Genomic DNA, 14595 nt, shown 5'->3' on the forward strand with positions numbered 1-14595 from the left:
CTCGATCGGTCAGCGGACCAGGCGCCGCAGGGCCCAGCGCGCCACCGGGAGGTAGGCCAGGACCACCGCGGCCGGTCCGTCGACGAGCAGGCCGGTGCGGGTGCCGGTGGCGGTCGGCTCGACGGTGTGGTGCAGGGTCAGCCGCACCCCGGCGGTGGACGCCGTCCACGACCAGGAACGCCGCGGGCCGGTCGGGTCGACGTCGAGGATCCGGAACCGCACCGGGAGCCGGGCGGGGCCGCGGACCGTGCCACCGGCGCCGGGGGTGATCCGCTCGGCCGCGTACTCGACCGAGCGGATCTGGGGTGACCACTCCGGCCACCGGCCCGGACGCGCGTAGCGGTCCCAGACCTCGTCGGGGTGACCAGGTCCGTCGACGTCGATCCGGTGTCGCATGCCCTCATCCTGGACCGGATCGGGCGGCCCGGCGCACCGCGGCGAGCAGCGCGTCGTCGTCCGCGCCGAGCCGGCGCGCGGCGGCGACGTACCCGGCCGCGGAGATCGCCAGGAGCTCGTCGCGCTCCGCCGGGGTGCTGGACACCGGGGCCTCGGCGACGCGGGTGCCCCCGCCGCGGCGCGAGGCCACCAGCCCGGCGGTCTCCAGCTCCCGGTAGGCGCGGGCGACCGTGCCGGTGGCCAGGCCGAGGTCCGACGCGAGCTGGCGCACCGGAGGCAGCCGGGTTCCCGGGCCGAGCACGCCGTGCCGGATCAGGTCGGCGAGCTGGCGGCGGATCTGCTCGTACGGAGGGACCGGATCGGTCGTGTCGACGGTGAGCCGCTCGATCACGGGCGCCCGCGGCGGGGTGCGCCGAGCGTCGCCACGAAGACGCCGGTGGCCACGGCCGCGACGGCGGCGACCGCGACGCCCGCCCAGCCTACGGCGGACAGCCCGGCCGGGGCGCACGGCTGGCCGGCGAGCGAGAACACCCGGCCCGCGGCGATCAGCGTGGTACCGGCCAGCGGGGCGGCGACGAGCACCCCGACCGCGGCGGTGACCGCGCCGGCCGACGCGGCGCGCACCCGGTCGTCGGCGCCCCGGTCGTCGGGGTGCGCACCGGGGCGGGGACGGCGCACGAGGCGACGCAACGCGACGACGGCGAGGAGGAGCCCGGCGTGAACGACGACGGCGATCGGGACCGCGTAGAAGAGACCCGGCCACGGTGAAACCGACGCCGAGACGTCACCGCAGCTCAGCGTGAGCGCGCGCCCCGGGCGGCCCTGGTCGTCGGCGCTCCCGACCGCGCTCGCGAGGAGCAGCACGACGTCGAGCGTCACCCACGCCGCGGCCACGACCCTCGTCGTCCGCGGCGGCAGGTACGACCGGACCCGGCGCACCTCGAGCGTGGCCGTGCGGACGGCCGGGAGCGGCCCGACCGCGATCAGCTCGCCCACCAGGACGCCCGCGAGCAGGCAGATCGCGAACGCCGGGGCGGCGAGCGCCAGGCCAAGCCCCAGCCAGGACGCCGGGGCGTTCGCGAGCGCGACGGCGGCCACGAGACCGAGGACCAGCCCGCCGATCCGGCCGGCCACCACCCGGCGGGCGGTGCGGCCGACCGCGTCCGGGGAGTCGAGTAACGGCGTGACCATCGGTCTCCTTGTATCGCGCACTTGACACAAGTAGAGCATCTTGTGTCAAGGCTTCGATACAAATCCGTAGGTGATGCGCCGGAGGAGCACCTCGAACGGCCCGGGCGTCCCGCGCCGCCGCATCGCGTCCGCCGTCACCACCGTGACCAGCCAGGTCGACGCCGCGAGCAGCGCCGTGCCGGCGACGGTGAGCGTTCCGGAGAGGTCGAGCAGGAACGGCGTGAACGTCACGGTCCAGACCACCGACTGCGCCAGGTAGCACGTCATCGACCGCTGGCCGGTGGCGGCGATCGCCTCGACCACCGGCCCGTGGCGATCCGCGAACCGCAGGGCCACGAGCGAGAGCAGCGCGGCGTAGCCGCAGCCGCCCAGGACGCCGGTCGCGTCGTGGAGCGGGCCGATCAACTCCAGCGCTCCCCGGGCGGGCGGATCGACCACCCCGGCCAGCACGAGCGCGATCGGCTGGGCACCGGCCACCGCGACGGCCGGCCCACCGACCGCCGTGACACGCAGCAGGGTGCGGTGGCGCTCCGGCTGCTCCAGGATCCGGCGGCGCCCGGCCCACAGCCCGAGCGCGAACGGGCACAGGAACCCGATCGGGCCGAGCGACGCCACGAGGACCGAGACCGGCGGCCGTGCGACGAGCATCGACCGGAGATCCGGGGGCAGCATCTCGACGCCCGGCGGGTCGGTGCTTATCGTCATCGAGTCACCGCCCGGTAACGCGCCGAGCGCGAAGAAGAGGCCGGCCAGCACGAGCAGCCGCCGGTCCGGCCAGCGCACCAGCCATGCCCCGACCAGCAGCAGCACCCCGTAGGCAGCGAGGATGTCGCCGACGTAGAGCAGCACGGCGTGCAGGAACCCGACGCCGATCAACCCCAGGCCGCGCCGCCACAGCAGCCGGCGCACCCCGCGGGCGCCCCGCGCGGCCTGCCGGGCCGCGATCCGGGCCACGCCGTACCCGAACAACAAGCCGAAGAGCGGGAACGCCCGACCGTCGACGAACGTCGTGAGTAGCCAGACGACCGCGGCGTCGAGCTCCGAGCCCCCGGTGGGGTAACCGCCGAGCACCGACGGGCCACGCAGGAAGTAGTGCGAGTTGGCCAGCGCGATGCACAGCAGCATGGCGCCGCGGGCGAGATCCGGGCCGAGGGCCCTGGCCCCGACCGGCACCGGGCCGAGACTCCTGGTGTCCGGGTGCGGGCTCCTGCTGTCCGGTACGGGTTCGGGCGAGGTCATGGTTTCAGGCAAGCCGGTGGGCGGCACCTCGCTCAGCGGGCTTTCGTCGCTCCGTCGTCGACAAAGGTCGCGGGGGTGTCGCAACCACCCGCCGGCCGACCCCCGTCAGATGCGGGCTCGCCACTCGTCGGCGAGCTGACCGTAGATCATCTCGTCGGTACGGCGGCCCAGGTACCAGGCCGCGCCGCGTAACCGGCCCTCTTCGACGAAGCCGCAGGCCAGCGCGGTGGCCCGCATCGCGTCGTTGACGTCGAGCGTGTCGATCTGGAGCCGCTCGAGCCCGTGGAACACGAAACCGAACCGGCAGATCACGTCGATCGCGTCCCGCCCGACGCCCTGCCCCCGCGCGGACGCGAGCAGCCCGATGCCGATGTGGGCGGTCCGGTTGAACTGGTCGATGCCCCAGAGCCCCACACGGCCGATCGCCACGCCGCTCTCGTCGTCGAGCCGCTGGACGGCGAAGAAGGCGGACCCCGGCCTGGGCTCGGCCTCCCGCTTGTCGTGCTCGGCCAGCCGGCCGGCCAGGCTCTCCGGCCGGAACGGATGGTCGTCGGCGAGCGCGGAGTTCTCGGCGTCCGCGTCCATCTCGTACAACGCCTCGACGTCGTCCCGGCGCAGCGCCCGCAGACCGATCACGCGTCCAGTCAGCATCGATCCATCGAATCAGCTACCGGCCCTGCGGAGAAACGACTTTCCGACGGGCGCGTGGCGACGACCTCGGCCCCGCCGGCCGCAGCCGTCCCGGTTGCGGTGCGCGCGTCGGCGGTGGCGTGGCACGGTGGTCACGTGACGCTCTCCGTGCTCGTCGTCAAGCTGTACGAGCTGTTCCTGGCGACGACCGGCCGGCCGAGCACACGCGTCACGGTGCTGTCCGACCAGCTGCGGACGCTGCGGGTGATCGAGACCGGGCCGGCTTCAGCACCTCGGTCGACCGGCTGACGCTGCGCGAGATCCTCGTCCGAGGGTTGCGTGACGTCCGCTTCGGCGCGACCTGCACCGGCTACGAGACCCTCCCCGACCGGCGGATCCGCGCGCGGTTCGCGGACGGCGGCACCGCCGAAGGCGACGTGCTGGTCGGCGCCGACGGCATCGGCTCGGTCGTCCGGCGCCAGTACCTCCCGCACGCCGCGATCGTCGACACCGGCACCCGCTGCGTCTACGGCCGCACCCCGCTGACGCGGGTGGGGGCGGACCTGCCCGCGCCGCTCCGGGACGGCTTCTGCCCGGTCACCGACCGGCGCGGTCGCGGCCTGGCCCTCGGCGTCGTCGAGTTCCGGTCGAAGCCCTCCGACGCCGGGCTCACCGCGGACGAGGACTACGTCATGTGGAGCCTCTCCGTCCCCTCGGGCGTCCTGGGTTCCGACGAGTCGCTGTTCGCCCAGCCGCCGGACGCCCTGCGCGCGCTCGTCGCCGACGTGATCCGCGGCTGGCACCCGGTGCTACGTCGTTTGATCGACGTGGCCATGCCCGCGGCGACGTTCGCGCTCCCGATCCGTTCCTCGGTCCCGATCGAGCGCTGGCCCCCGAGCCCGGTCACGCTCATCGGCGACGCGATCCACGCGATGCCTCCGTCACAGGGCTCCGGCGCGAACCTCGCCCTGTTCGACGCGGCGAAGCTCGTCACACATCTGACCGGCGGCGGTGACCGGGCCGCACCGGTCGGCGACGCGTCCGTCGACCCCGCCGCTATACTGCAACCGCTTGCTGCAACTCTGCCCAGCGATGCCTTCTCCGCTGCAGCGGTCACCTCTCGAGGAGTAGGATGGCAGTCACTCTCGCCGACGTCGCGGCGGCCGCGGGGCTCTCCGGTTCCACCGTCTCGCGGGCGCTCTCGGCCCCCGACAAGGTCAACGCGGCCACCCGGGAGCGAGTGGAGCGGATCGCCCGGGAGATGGGGTACGTCCCCAATCACAGCGCCCGGTCGCTCACCTCCGGCCGCACCGACCTGATCGGGCTGATCGTGCCCGACATCGCCAACCCGTTCTTCCCTCCGATCATCAAGGCGGTGCAGGCCCGCGGCAGCCAGCAGGGCAAGACCGTGCTGATCGCCGACGTCGACGAACGCCCGGCCGACGAGGTGCCGCGGGCCCGGTTGATGCGCAAGCAGGTCGACGGCCTCATCATCGTCTCGCCCCGCACGCCCGACGACGCCCTGGGCGAGCTGGTCGCGCTCGGACCGGTCGTGTTCGTGAACCGGGCCGTGCCCGGCGCGGCCAGCGTCGTCATCGACGAGGCCGGCGGGATGGAGCAGGCCGTCGAGCACCTCGCCGCACTCGGGCACCGCTCGATCGCCTACCTGGGCGGGCCCAAGCGGTCCTGGTCGAACGCCCAGCGCAAGGCGGCCGTCCGGGCCGCGTGCGGCCGGCTCGGGCTCGAACTGGTGGAGTTCGGCCCGTTCGAGGCCCAGGTCCAGTCGGGCGTGCATGCCGCGGACCTGGTGATCGCCCGGGCGATCACCGGGGTGATCGCCTACGACGACCTGATCGCGCTGGGGGTGATGGCGCGACTGACCGAGCGGGGCGTGCGGACCGGAGCCGACGTCAGCCTGATCGGGGTGGACGACAGCCCGATGTCGGCGATGGCCTACCCGACGCTCACCTCGGTGCACGTGCCCGGGGACGCCGCCGGCGCGGCGGCGGTCGACACGCTGCTCGCGATCGTCGACGCCCGGCGGGACGAGGGCGAGGAGCAGATCGTCCTCGACTCCCGGCTCGTCGTGCGCAGTTCCACCGCGCCCGTCCGGACGCCCGAACGCGGCTGAACTCCCCCACCGGAGGCAGTTCGGCCGCGTCCGGCCGCGGTTACCGGTGTGGTGCCCCCTCGAGCAGGGCGGCCGACGCGGGCTCGAGCAGTAAGCGCGCGTGCGGCGTACGGCGCAGGATCGTCGCCGGGCAGGACGGGCCGATCTCGTCGGTGAGCGCGGCCCGGACCGCCCGGGCCTTCCGCCCCTCCGGCACGCACACCTGGACGTGCGCGGCCGAGAGCAGCGCGGGGATCGTCAACGAGATCGCCAGCTCCGGTACGCTGCCGGGGTCGGGGAAGTGCCCCTCGTCGACCTGCTGGCGCCTCGATTCGGCGCTGAGGCGGACCACCCGCGCCCAGCGCCGGTCGTCGAAGTCGGCGTCGCCGGGCTCGTTGAACGCGAGGTGGCCGTTCTCGCCGATCCCCAGGCAGACCAGGTCGACCGGTGCCGACCGGAGCTCCTGTTCGTAGCGGTCGGCCTCGGCCCGCGGGTCGCCCTCCCCGCTGAGGTAGTGCACCCGGGCGGGGGCGAAGCGGCGCTCGACGCGCTCCCGGATCCAGCGCTGGAAGCTGGCCGGATGCCGGTCGTCGAGGCCGACGTACTCGTCCATGTGGAAGACCTCGACCCGGTCCCACGGGACGTCCTCGCCGACGAGCGCGTCGGTGAACGCGTACTGCGAATTGCCGGTCGCGACGACGACGCGGGCCCGTCCGCGTTCGGTCACCGCGTCCCGGAGCAAGCCGGCCGCCCGGGTCGCGGCGGCCACCCCCATCGCTCCCTCGCTGTCGTGAACCTCGACGGGCAGCTCATCGGCAGTGAAGCGGCTGGTGATCGTCATGGTGTCCTCTCCGATCCCACTATTGCAAGCGTGTGCAGCATATGCATTAATCTTGCAGCAAGCGGCATCATGGATCGAAGGGCACTACATGACTCGCATCGTTTTCATCGGGGCCGGCAGCGTCGTCTTCACCCGCCAGCTCGTCGCCGACCTCCTGCTGTTCCCCGACCTCCCGCCACTGGATCTCGTCCTGCACGACATCGATCCGGCCCGGCTGGAGGTGGCCCGCGGTACGGCCGAGCAGCTCGCGGCGCGCTTCGGCCGTCCGCTGCGCGTCACCGCGACCGTGGACCGGCGGGCGGCTCTCGACGCCGCGGACGTCGTCGTCGACATGATTCAGGTCGGCGGCATCGAGACGACGAGCGTCGACATCGAACTGCCGGCCACCTTCGGGCTGCGGCAGCCGATCAGCGACACCACCGGGATCGGCGGTGTGTTCCGCGCGCTGCGGACGTTCCCCGTGCTGTCGGCCATCGCGCGGGACATGCGCGAGCTCTGCCCGGACGCGCTGTTCCTCAACTACACGAACCCGATGGCGATGAACATCTGGTGGTTGTCCGTCGTCTCGCCCGGACTGCGTGCGGCCGGCCTGTGCCACAGCGTCTACTGGACCGTGCACGACCTGTGCGAGCTGATCGACGTGCCGGTGGAGGGCACGCACTTCCGCGCCGCCGGGGTCAACCATCAGGCGTGGCTCTACGAGTGGAGCCGCGGCGGCGAGGACCTCTACCCGCGGCTGCGCGACACGATCGCCGCCGACCCGGAACTCGAACGCCGGGTGCGCGTCGAGATCTTCCGCCGGATCGGCTACTACCCGACCGAGACCAGCGAACACAGCGCGGAGTACCTGTCGTGGTTCCTCCGCTCCGACGAGCAGATCGAGCGGTTCCGGCTGGTGCCGGGCCAGCATCTGGCCACCGCGGAGCAGAACCTGGCGGAGTTTCACGCCGCCCAGCGGGCGCTGGCCGAGGGCCGGGAGCTCGAACTCGACGACGACGGAGCCGCGGCGGAGTACGCCCCCCAGATCATCCACTCGCTGCTCACCGGAACCGAGCGGGAGATCCACACGAACGTCCCCAATCGGGGCTACATCACGAACCTGCCGCCGGGCGCGGTCGTCGAGGTACCGACGACGGTCGACGGGTCCGGGCTCACCCCGATCACCGTGGGCGCGATCCCGACGCAGGGCGCGGCGCACAACCGCACCTACCTCTCGGTGGCCGAGCTCGCCGTGGAGGCCGCGCTGACCGGCTCGCGCGACGCGGTACTGCAGGCCATGCTCGTCGACCCCAACGCGAGCTCCACGCTGACGCCGGACCGGCTGGCCGACCTCGTCGACCGGATGTTCACCGCCCACCACGCGCTTCTGCCCTCGACGCTCGGCGGCGGCGCCGAGCTGGATCTGTCCGACGTGCCGGCCCCCAGGAGCCCTCGATGAAGCAGCCACGCACGACTCCGCTCGTCTTATCCGCGGTCGCGGCGCTGCTGGCGTCCACCCTGGCCGCCTGTGGATCCGGCGGTCAGGGCAGCACCACGCTCGACAAGAACGCCGAGGTGTCGATCACCCTGTGGACCGGTCAGAGCGAGGAGGCCCAGGAGATCCTCGAAGGACTGGCCGCGGAGTTCGAGAGGGCTCATCCGAACGTCTCGATCGACGCCTCACCGGGCGCGTCGAGCACCGAAGACCTGCTGCAGAAGTTGTCGGCCGGCTTCGCCGGGAACAGCTATCCCGACATCTCCTACGCCTACGGCAGCTGGGCCAGCCAGCTGGAGGGCTCGGGGCGCACGCTCGACCTCACCGACCAGGTGGCCGATCCCGCGGTGAAGTGGAACGAGTTCCCGGAAGGCGCCCGGAAGACCGTCCGGCCGACCGGAGAGAAGACGATCGGCTTCCCGGCCCTCGTCGACAACCTGTCGTTGCTCTACAACAAGACCGTCTTCGACGCGGCCGGCGTGCCCTATCCGACCGACGACTGGACCTGGGACGACCTCCGGGCCGCCGCGAAGAGAATCACCGACCCCGCGACGAACACCTACGGCTACGCGTACTCGGTGTCCGGGGCGGAGAACACCGTCTGGAAGATGTGGCCGCTGCTCTGGCAGAACGGCGGCGAGATCCTGACCGAGGACCAGAACCACGCGGCGTTCGACTCCCCGGCGGGGGTCGAGGCGCTGACGTTCTTGCGCGACATGGCCGTCACCGACGAGAGCGTGTACCTCGACCAGACCGACACCCGGTACGAGCAGCTGTTCCGCAACAACCGCATCGGCATGATGACGTCGGGCCCCTGGGTGCTCTACGACCTCAAGACGGCCAAGACGAAGTACGGCGTGACCAGGCTGCCCGGAACGAACGGCGATCACCAGACGGCGTCCGGCCCCGACATCTGGGCGCTGTTCGACCACCGGGACAAGAACCGCGCGTACTGGGCCTACGAGTTCACGAAGTGGCTGACCTCGGCGGCTCAGGACGAGCGGTGGAACGTCGCGATCGGCAACCTGCCGCTGCGCGCGTCCGAGGTCGGCTCCGACGCGTTCGCCGCTCAGGCCACGACCTTCCCGGGGCTGGACGTGATGGCCGCCAACGGCGTCAACGCGAAGAAGGTGCGCCCGACGGTTCCCGGCTACGTGGGTCTGTCGGAGGCGATCGGGGAGGCGATCGCCGAGGTGTTGCAGGGCCGGGGCAGCCCGCAGACGGCGCTGGAGAAGGCCGCCGACAAGGCCGACTCCGCGCTCGAGGCCGCCCGATGACCACGGTCGTGGCCCGGCCCACCGCCACCACCCCGCCGGAGCGCTCGCGACGAGCCCGGCGGCGGCGGACCGGGCTGCGCGATTCGGTCAGCGGGTGGCTGTTCGCCGGCCCGGCGACGCTCCTGGTGCTCGGGCTGTCGATCTTCCCCGCCGGCTGGGCGCTCGTGCTGTCGATGCAGAAGTGGAACGGCTTCAGCGCGCCCGAGTACGTCGGGGGCGCCAACTACACCCGGCTCGTCACCGACGAGGCGTTTCTGGACGCGGTCACGCACACGGTCGTCTACACGGTGATGTTCGTGCCGCTGTCGGTGCTCGCGGGGCTGTTCCTCGCCGTGGCGCTCAACCGCCGGATCCGGTTCATCGGGATCTACCGCACCGCGATCTTCGTGCCGTTCGTCGCCTCGGCGGCCGCCACCGGGATCCTCTCGACCTACCTGTTCAATCCGCAGTACGGGCTGGTCAACAACGCGCTGCGGATGCTCGGCCTACCGTCGCAGGGCTGGTTGGAGGATCCGGCCCAGGCGATGGTCGTGGTCACGATCATGTCGCTCTGGGGCCAGGCGGCCTTCACCACGGTGATCTACCTGGCGGCCCTGCAGGACGTCCCGGCCGAGTTGCTCGAAGCCGCACGCATCGACGGCGCGAACCGATGGCAGGCGTTCTGGCGGATCGTCTGGCCCCAGCTCACGCCGGTGACGGTCTTCACCACGATCTGGCAGACGATCGGCGCGATCCAGCTCTTCGACCTCGTCTACACCACGACCAGGGGCGGACCGCTCGGCGCCACCAAGACGATCGTCTACTTCCTGTGGGAGAAGGCCTTCCGGACGCTCGACTTCGGGTACGGCTCGGCGGCCGCCTACGTGCTGTTCGCGCTCACGCTGCTGACCACGATCGGTGTCGTCGTCTACTCCCGACGCACGAAAAGGGAGGCGTTCTAGATGGCCCCGTCCCCCACTCCCGCCCGGCGCCGGCCGAGGTCGCGTCCGTCGGCCTGGCACCTGGTCCTGGCGCCGATCGCGCTGGTGTTCCTGCTGCCGTTCGTGCAGATGTTCGTCGCGTCGGTCTCACCGGCCGAGGAACTGGTCAAGTTCCCGCCGCCGCTGGTGCCGTCCCGAGTGGACTTCACCGGCTTCGTCACCTTGTTCACCGAGTCCGACGCGCTGCTGTGGCTCGGCAACACCGTGCTGGTGGCCGCCTCGGCGATCGTCTCGCACCTGGTGCTGTGCTCGCTGGCCGGCTACGGCTTCGCCCGGCTGGCGTTCGCGGGGCGCACGGTCGGCGTCTTCCTGATCCTCGCCACGATCATGATCCCCACCCAGTTGCTGATGATCCCGACCTACGTCGTGTTCTCGCGTCTCGGGCTGATCGACAGCCTCGGCGCCGCCGTCGTGCCCTGGCTCGCGTCGGCGTTCGGGATCTTCCTGATGCGGCAGTTCTTCCTGTCGCTGCCGACGGAGCTCGAGGAGGCCGGCCTGATCGACGGCGCGAACCGCTGGCAGGTGTTCTTCCGGATCGTGCTGCCGCTGGCGAAGCCCGCCCTCGCGACGCTGGCGATCTTCACCCTGCTCGGCTCGTGGAACGACCTGGTCTGGCCGTTGATCGCGATCAACGACCAGCACGCGTTCACCCTGCAGCTCGGCCTCGCGAACTTCCAGGGCACCCGGCGCACCGAGTGGTCACTGCTGATGGCCGGCAACGTGGTGGCCACGCTGCCGTTGATCCTCTTCTTCCTGGTCGCGCAGAAGCAGTTCGTCGCGACGATGACGCTGTCAGGGCTCAAAGGGTGAGGGTGCGCGCCGGGACCGTCTGGGCGGTCGGCCTCTTCACGTACGTCGTCGCCGTCTTCCACCGCTCCTCACTCGCGGTGGCCGGGCTCGTCGCCACCGAACGATTCGGCCTCGCCGCCGCGCAGCTGGCCACCTTCACGGTGGTGCAGCTGCTGGTGTACGCGCTGCTGCAGATCCCGGTGGGGGTGCTGGTCGACCGGTACGGCCCGCGCGCCGTGCTGCTCACCGGCACGACCGTGCTGACGCTGGGCCAGGCCGGCTTCGCGTTCGCCGGGTCCTACGGGGCCGCGCTGCTGGCCCGGACGTTCGTCGGCACGGGCGACGCGGTGACGTTCATCTGCGTACTGCGTCTGGTGAGCGGGTGGTTCGGGCCGGGACGCGTGCCGGTGATCACCCAGCTGACCGGCGTCATCGGTCAGCTGGGCGCGATGGCGGCGGCGGTGCCGATGACCTGGGCGCTGAGCCGTTTCGGCTGGACCTGGGCGTACGGGGTCGCCTCGTCGCTGGGGCTGGTCGCGATCGTCGCCGCGTTGCTGTTCGTGCACGACGAGCCCGGCACCCGGACGCTGCGCGGGCCGGCCCTGTCCTCCGCCGCGACCCGGGCCGGCCTCACCGCGTCCTGGCGGCAGCCGGGCACACGCCTCGGGTTCTGGGTGCACTTCGCGACCCAGTTCGCGCCGAACGCGTTCGCGCTCCTCTGGGGGTTCCCGTTCCTGGTGAAGGGTGAGGGCCGGTCGCCGACGGTCGCGTCGTCGCTGCTCACGCTGATGGTGGTGACGCTGATCGCGGCCGGTCCGCTGATCGGCTGGTTCACCGCGCGCCACCCGTGGCAGCGCTCGACGCTCGCGCTGGCGATCGTGGCCGCGATCGCCGGGGCGTGGACGGTCGTGCTGGCGTGGCCGGGGCCGGCACCGCTGCCGGTGCTGGTGGTCCTCGTGGTCGTGGTCGGCCTCGGAGGGCCGGGGTCGATGATCGCGTTCGACCTGGGCCGGACGTCGAACCCGGCCGGGCGGCTGGCCGGCGCGACCGGGATCATCAACCAGGCCGGGTTCGTGGCGAGCCTCACCGCCGTGGTCGCGATCGGCGCGATCCTCGACTGGCGCAGCGCCCGCGGGAACCCGACGTCCGCGTTCGCCTGGGCGATGTCGTTCCAGTACGTGCTCTGGGCCCTCGGCGCCGCGCAGATCCTGCGTCACCGCGGCCGGAGCCGAGCCCACGAGCTCACCGCGTGCCCGCCCGGGCTGAGCCCTTCCCGGCCCGCGGAGGTCAGATCGGCAGGGTCAGCGTGAACGTCGAGCCGCGACCCGGTGCGCTGGCCGCGGTCAGGTCGCCGCCGTGCGCGCGGGCCAGTTGCCGGGCGATGGCCAGGCCCAGGCCGCTGCCGCCGGTCGCCCGGGCGCGTGACGTGTCGGCCCGCCAGAACCGGTCGAAGACCTTCGCCAGGTCCGCCGGTGCGATCCCGCTCCCGGTGTCGGTCACCGCGATCACCAGCAGGTCCGGACGTACCTCCAGGCTCACCGTGACGCGACCGCCGGCCGGCGTGTGCCGCACGGCGTTCGACAGCAGGTTCCCGACGATCTGGCGCAGGCGCACCGGGTCGACGCTCACCTCCGGATCCGCGTCGCCCTCCAGCGTCACCGGCACGCTGCCCTGGTGCACGCCGACGAGCTGTTCCAGCAGGTCCCGGACGTAGATCAGCTCCCGGTGCACGCGCAGCCTCCCGGCGTCCGCGGCGGCGAGGTCGCCCAGGTCGTCGACGACGTGGTGCAGCAGGATCGACTCCTCGACGAGTACCTCGAGCACCTCCGCGTCGACGGTGATCACGCCGTCGCGGGCGCTCTCCAGCCAGGCCCGGATGTTCGTCAGCGGGGTGCGGAGCTCGTGCGCGATGTCGCTGACCATCTCCTTGCGTTGCCGCTCCAGCGCGAGCCGGCGGGCGGCCAGGTCGTTGAACGCGGCGGCGAGGTACCCGATCTCGTCCCGGGTGGTGACCGGCACCGGTTGCCGCGCGTCCTGCCGCGCGGCGTCGGTGAGCATCCGCAGCGGGCGGACGAGACGTCGGCCGACCAGGATCGTGGCCAGCCCGGCCACCACGAACACGAGCGCCGTCGTGCCGACGATGCGCAGGACGTTGTGCCTGGACAGGGTCACGCCCGGCGCGGGTTCGGGCGCGGCCGGACCGGTGACGAACAGCAGGGCGATCGGGGCGACGAAAGGCCGCAGCTGCGCGCGTCGCTCGGCGTCCAGACAGGTTTGGAGTTGGGGTCCGGAGCCGTAGGCGACGGTGAACACCGGCGTGATGAACAGCTTCTCCTCACCGGCGCAGACCGCGACCCGTTGGGTCAGCTCGGCCAGGGGCGCACGCTCCGCCCCCACCGGCTCGTCGAGCATCCAGCTTTCGCAGTAGTCCGCCCGCCGGCCGTCGGGCGGCCCCACGACCGGGCGCCCGCTGGGGGTCCTGGTCGTCTCCGCCCGGTAGCCCACCTTCCCCAGGCAGGCCACCTGGTCGGCGGCGATCCGGTCCAGGACCGCCCGGTCGGCCGCGGCGAGCCGGTAGGGGCCGACGGCGCGCGGATCGATGAGACCGCCGTCGGAATTCAGCGGGTCCACGGCGGCGGTCGGGATCGAGGACACCGCGACCGCGTTCATCGCGTCGGCCGGCGCGGCGCCGATCGGCCGGCGGTCCGGTGTCGTGAGCGCGATCCGGCGGCCGGTGCGCTCGGCCAGCGGGCGGAGCACCCCGTCGATCCCCGCCCACGTGCGGTGGGTGGCCGCGTAGCCGATCAACGCGTCGTAGATGTCGGTGTCGGCGGTGAGCGCACGGCTCGGTTCCGGCACGACCGCGCGCCGGGTCAACTCCGTGGTCAGCCAGGCGGTCGCGCCGACGGCGCACACCGCGATCAGCATCGACGTCGCCACGAGCCGGATCAGCAGGCTGCGGTGGAGCGGCACGGTCCGCCTCACGGCGGCCCAGGGTCGATCAGTTTGTAGCCCGCGCTGTACACGGTGACCAGGTAGCGGGGGCGCCGCGGGTTCGGCTCGATCTTGCGCCGGAGGTTGGAGACGTGGGTGTCGATCGTGCGCTCGGTGGAGTCGCGGCCGTACCCGTTCGTGTGTTCCATCAGGTTCGCCCGGGTGAAGACGCGTTCGGGCTGGCGCATCAACGCGGTCAGGATCGCGAACTCCCCCGGCGTGCAGTCCACGGCGCGGCCGTGGACGGTGAAGGCGCGCCGGGCCACGTCGATCGCGAACGGCCCGTACTCGTCGGGGGCGGGCGCGGCCCGGCGCAGCAGCGCGTGGATCCGGGCCAGCAGCTCCCGCGGCCGGTAGGGCTTGGTCAGGTAGTCGTCGGCGCCCCGGTCCAGGCCGGTGAGCAGGTCGTCCTCACTGGTGCGTGCGGTCAGCATCAGCACCGGCACGTCCGACTCGCGACGCAGGAGCGTGCACACGGTGAGCCCGTCGAGTTCGGGCATCATCACGTCCAGCACCACCAGGTCCGGTCGCAGGCGGCGGAACTGCTCCCACGCGGTCCGGCCGTCGTGCGTGATCGTGGTGCGGTAGCCGGCGGATTCCAGGTAACGACGAAGGATCTCCGCGTGGTTCCGGTCGTCCTCGGCCACCAGTAGGTGGATCGGCACAGCGCGACT

General features: G+C 72.4%; 15 protein-coding genes and 1 pseudogene. 8 read left to right on the top strand and 8 right to left on the bottom strand.

What is annotated here, in order from left to right; genetic code table 11:
* Window positions 1-9 precede the first annotated feature (9 nt).
* The 5 genes from CRYAR_RS28410 to CRYAR_RS28430 all read right to left on the bottom strand — a co-directional run bounded on the left by CRYAR_RS28410 (window position 10) and on the right by CRYAR_RS28430 (window position 3477).
* Window positions 10-396, bottom strand: coding sequence for an SRPBCC family protein (locus CRYAR_RS28410; protein WP_035856431.1), 387 nt, complete (start codon window positions 394-396; stop codon window positions 10-12).
* A 4-nt stretch (window positions 397-400) separates the two neighbouring features.
* Entirely contained in the window at window positions 401-787 is a 387-nt protein-coding gene (locus CRYAR_RS28415; RefSeq protein ID WP_035856432.1) for a GntR family transcriptional regulator, read from the bottom strand.
* The gene (locus CRYAR_RS28420) at window positions 784-1587 is read right to left on the bottom strand and encodes a hypothetical protein (RefSeq protein ID WP_051571054.1); all 804 of its coding nucleotides are present in this window, start codon (window positions 1585-1587) and stop codon (window positions 784-786) included. Before CRYAR_RS28420 ends, CRYAR_RS28415 begins: the two co-directional genes overlap by 4 nt.
* Before the next feature lie 45 nt (window positions 1588-1632).
* Window positions 1633-2826, bottom strand: coding sequence for a DUF418 domain-containing protein (locus CRYAR_RS28425; RefSeq protein ID WP_051571055.1), 1194 nt, complete (start codon window positions 2824-2826; stop codon window positions 1633-1635).
* A gap of 105 nt (window positions 2827-2931) precedes the next feature.
* The gene (locus tag CRYAR_RS28430; RefSeq protein ID WP_035856434.1) at window positions 2932-3477 is read right to left on the bottom strand and encodes a GNAT family N-acetyltransferase; all 546 of its coding nucleotides are present in this window, start codon (window positions 3475-3477) and stop codon (window positions 2932-2934) included.
* A 54-nt stretch (window positions 3478-3531) separates the two neighbouring features.
* On the opposite strand from CRYAR_RS28430, the gene CRYAR_RS43780 reads away from it, so the two are divergent.
* The 3 genes and pseudogenes from CRYAR_RS43780 (at window position 3532) to CRYAR_RS28440 (ending at window position 5587) form a co-directional block, all read left to right on the top strand.
* Window positions 3532-3765, top strand: a complete 234-nt coding sequence (locus CRYAR_RS43780; protein WP_051571057.1) for a hypothetical protein — start codon at window positions 3532-3534, stop codon at window positions 3763-3765.
* 524 nt (window positions 3766-4289) lie between these two features.
* Window positions 4290-4445 (top strand): annotated as a pseudogene (locus CRYAR_RS50355) (FAD-dependent monooxygenase); the annotation flags it as partial.
* Window positions 4446-4588: 143 nt separating this feature from the next.
* Window positions 4589-5587: a LacI family DNA-binding transcriptional regulator gene (locus CRYAR_RS28440; RefSeq protein ID WP_035856435.1), complete on the top strand. Its 999-nt coding sequence runs from the start codon at window positions 4589-4591 to the stop codon at window positions 5585-5587.
* A 40-nt stretch (window positions 5588-5627) separates the two neighbouring features.
* Here the strand turns inward: CRYAR_RS28440 and CRYAR_RS28445 are convergent, their stop codons facing one another.
* The gene (locus CRYAR_RS28445) at window positions 5628-6407 is read right to left on the bottom strand and encodes a glucosamine-6-phosphate deaminase (protein ID WP_035856436.1); all 780 of its coding nucleotides are present in this window, start codon (window positions 6405-6407) and stop codon (window positions 5628-5630) included.
* Window positions 6408-6495: 88 nt separating this feature from the next.
* Between CRYAR_RS28445 and melA the strand changes: the two genes are divergently transcribed.
* The 5 genes from melA to CRYAR_RS28470 are packed head-to-tail and all read left to right on the top strand — an operon-like array spanning window position 6496 to window position 12237.
* A complete protein-coding gene (melA, locus tag CRYAR_RS28450) occupies window positions 6496-7845 on the top strand; it encodes an alpha-galactosidase (RefSeq protein ID WP_051571058.1) in 1350 nt (449 codons plus the stop codon).
* The gene (locus CRYAR_RS28455) at window positions 7842-9158 is read left to right on the top strand and encodes an ABC transporter substrate-binding protein (protein ID WP_035856437.1); all 1317 of its coding nucleotides are present in this window, start codon (window positions 7842-7844) and stop codon (window positions 9156-9158) included. The genes melA and CRYAR_RS28455 overlap by 4 nt, the downstream gene beginning before the upstream one ends.
* Complete coding sequence (locus CRYAR_RS28460) at window positions 9155-10099, top strand: carbohydrate ABC transporter permease (protein WP_035856438.1); 945 nt, start codon at window positions 9155-9157, stop codon at window positions 10097-10099. Before CRYAR_RS28455 ends, CRYAR_RS28460 begins: the two co-directional genes overlap by 4 nt.
* A complete protein-coding gene (locus CRYAR_RS28465) occupies window positions 10100-10948 on the top strand; it encodes a carbohydrate ABC transporter permease (protein ID WP_035856439.1) in 849 nt (282 codons plus the stop codon).
* A 2-nt stretch (window positions 10949-10950) separates the two neighbouring features.
* Window positions 10951-12237 (top strand): MFS transporter, encoded by a 1287-nt coding sequence (locus tag CRYAR_RS28470; protein ID WP_063725775.1) that lies wholly within the window; start codon window positions 10951-10953, stop codon window positions 12235-12237.
* Here CRYAR_RS28470 and CRYAR_RS28475 read toward each other — a convergent pair.
* Both CRYAR_RS28475 and CRYAR_RS28480 read right to left on the bottom strand, forming a co-directional pair.
* Complete coding sequence (locus tag CRYAR_RS28475; RefSeq protein WP_035856441.1) at window positions 12215-13912, bottom strand: sensor histidine kinase; 1698 nt, start codon at window positions 13910-13912, stop codon at window positions 12215-12217. The genes CRYAR_RS28470 and CRYAR_RS28475 overlap by 23 nt on opposite strands.
* On the bottom strand, window positions 13909-14586 hold the full coding sequence (locus CRYAR_RS28480; protein ID WP_035856442.1) for a response regulator transcription factor: 678 nt from the start codon (window positions 14584-14586) through the stop codon (window positions 13909-13911). The genes CRYAR_RS28475 and CRYAR_RS28480 overlap by 4 nt, the downstream gene beginning before the upstream one ends.
* Window positions 14587-14595 lie beyond the last annotated feature (9 nt).

It is taken from the genome of Cryptosporangium arvum DSM 44712, assembly GCF_000585375.1.
In the GTDB taxonomy this organism is placed as follows: domain Bacteria; phylum Actinomycetota; class Actinomycetes; order Mycobacteriales; family Cryptosporangiaceae; genus Cryptosporangium; species Cryptosporangium arvum.